Origin of the sequence: Nesterenkonia sp. PF2B19 (assembly GCF_001758425.2) — a bacterium.
GTDB lineage: Bacteria > Actinomycetota > Actinomycetes > Actinomycetales > Micrococcaceae > Nesterenkonia > Nesterenkonia aethiopica.
The window spans coordinates 1-2,210 of the sequence record NZ_MDSS02000117.1; the positions used below are offsets into that span (position 1 = coordinate 1).

Here is a 2,210-nt window from a genome sequence, read left to right on the forward strand (position 1 = left end):
GCTGTCCCTGGCGCGTCGGGGTGGCCGGCGATGAGCAGCCCGCCCACGGGCTCGCCGGTGAGCCGTGGCAGGTCGGCGGCCAGGGCGTGGGCGATCGCCCGATTGCGGCGGGCATGGCCCAGACCCACGGAATCATGGGAGTACATGGCGATCGTGATGCTCATGGGTGGCCTCTCAGCAGGTCCGGCGCTGGTGTCGTCATCGCTGTCCAGACTCAGGGGTGTTCATGAGAGACAGATGAGAAGCTCATGAGGAGTCCATGAGACGGGTGCGGGCCGGCTGGTCAGCCCGAGCATGTCGGCCACTGGTTCCGAATGGTGAAGAACGTGTGAAAATGTCTGACTCTGTTGATTTCGGAGACTCTTGTGTAGAGTCCTTCCAGGACCTGTGACGGGCAGGCGACGACGACCCGGAGGAGAGCGCGCATGAAGGTACTGGTGACCGGCGGCGCCGGCTACATCGGCAGTGTGGTGGCCCAGCAGCTGCTGCGTGCCGATCATGAGGTGATCGTCCTGGACGACCTCTCCAAGGGGCATGCCGACGCCGTCCTCCCCGGCGCGACCTGGCACCAGGGCACCCTCGCCGAGGCGGCCGAGGTGCTGGACCCCAGCGTGGACGCCGTCATCCACCTGGCCGCGAAGTCACTGGTCGGCGAGTCCGTGGAGCACCCGGAGCGGTACTGGCACGGCAACATCGTCGCCTCCCTGGGCCTGCTCGACGCCATGCGGGACGCCGGAGTGCAGCGCATGGTGTTCTCCTCCACCGCCGCCGTCTACGGCAGCCCGATCACCGAGACCATCTCCGAGGACCACCCGGCCGCCCCGATCAATCCGTACGGGGCCTCCAAGCTGGCCATCGACCACATGCTCACCGCCGAGGCCAAGGCCCACGGCCTGGCCGCGGTCAGCCTGCGCTACTTCAATGTCGGCGGGGCCAGCGACGGGCTCGCCGAGCGGCACGATCCGGAGACCCATCTCATCCCGAACCTGCTGAAGGCCGCCGCCGGCGAGGGCGGTACGGCCAAGCTCTTCGGCACCGACTATCCGACCCCCGACGGCACGGCGGTCCGGGACTACATCCACATCCTGGACCTGGCCGCAGCCCACCTGCAGGCCATGGAGTGGGTCCAGCCCGGTACCCATGAGATCTTCAACCTCGGCACCGGAGTGGGTTCGTCAGTGCGGGAGGTGATCGACGCTGTCGAGCGCGTCACCGGGCGTGCCGTGCCGGTGGAGGAGCATCCCCGCCGCGCCGGCGACCCGGCCACTTTGGTGGCCTCCGGTCAGAAGGCTCGGGACGTCCTCGGCTGGGCGCCGCAGCACAGCCTGGAGGACATCATCCGCGACGCGTGGGCGCATCTCTGAGTCGCTGGGGCCTAGGAGGCGCCCTGAGGCTCAGGGCGGCGTCGTAGAGCTCCCGTGAGCTGAACCCGTGATCGGTCGCCACCTCCTTGGCGGCGACCTTCAGCTTCACCCCCGCCTCGGTGCGGCGCAGCACCTCGGCGGCCAGCTCCTCCGCAGTGGCCTCCTCCTCGGGGTCCTCGGCGCCGCCGATCACCAGCACCACCTCGCCGCGCACCTCCCGTTCGGCCAGCAGCTCGGTCAGCTCGCCGAGAGTGCCGCGCAGCACCTCCTCATGCTTCTTGGTCAGCTCGCGGCAGACGGCGGCGCGGCGGCCCGTACCCAGCTGTTCGGCCAGCTCGGCCACCGTGGCCGCGGTCCGGTGCGGCGACTCGAACAGCACCGTGGTCCACTCTTCGCTCGCCAGTCGGCGCAGCAGGCGACGCCTCTCCGCACCCTTGCGCGCCGGAAACCCGGCGAAGGTGAACCGGTCGGTCGGCAGCCCGGAGAGAGCCAGCGCCGTGGTGACCGCAGAGGCCCCGGGCGCCACGGTGACGCCGACGTCGGCGGCGACGGCGGCGGCCACCAGACGGAAGCCGGGGTCCGAGACTCCGGGCATGCCGGCGTCGGAGACCACCAGGATCCGAGCCCCCTCGGCAGCGGCCGCCACCACTCCTCGGCGCGGGCGGCCTCATTGTGCTCATGCAGGCTCACCATCGGCCGGCGGGGGAGACGCGGAGGGCCTGGCACAGGTGGCGGGTCCGGCGGGTGTCCTCGGCGGCGATGATCTCGGCGCTGGACAGCAGGGCACGCAGACGGTCCGTGGCGTCAGAGAGGTTGCCGATCGGGGTGGCGGCCAGCACCACCGGG

The 2,210-nt window shown here is 70.6% G+C and carries 2 protein-coding genes; one reads left to right on the plus strand and one right to left on the minus strand.

The features are described from left to right. Window positions 1-425 precede the first annotated feature (425 nt). A complete protein-coding gene (gene galE, locus BCY76_RS17145; RefSeq protein ID WP_070159393.1) occupies window positions 426-1,364 on the plus strand; it encodes a UDP-glucose 4-epimerase GalE in 939 nt (312 codons plus the stop codon). Here galE and rsmI read toward each other — a convergent pair. After that, window positions 1,336-2,010 carry a 16S rRNA (cytidine(1402)-2'-O)-methyltransferase gene (gene rsmI / locus BCY76_RS17150; RefSeq protein WP_336582680.1) on the minus strand — a complete coding sequence of 225 codons (675 nt, stop codon included), beginning with the start codon at window positions 2,008-2,010 and terminating at the stop codon, window positions 1,336-1,338. The genes galE and rsmI overlap by 29 nt on opposite strands. Window positions 2,011-2,210: the final 200 nt, after the last annotated feature.

Excerpts from the sequence above, each read along its gene's own strand:
- galE (WP_070159393.1), top strand. The coding sequence starts at position 426 with ATGAAGGTACTGGTGACCGGCGGCGCCGGCTACATCGGCAGTGTGGTG.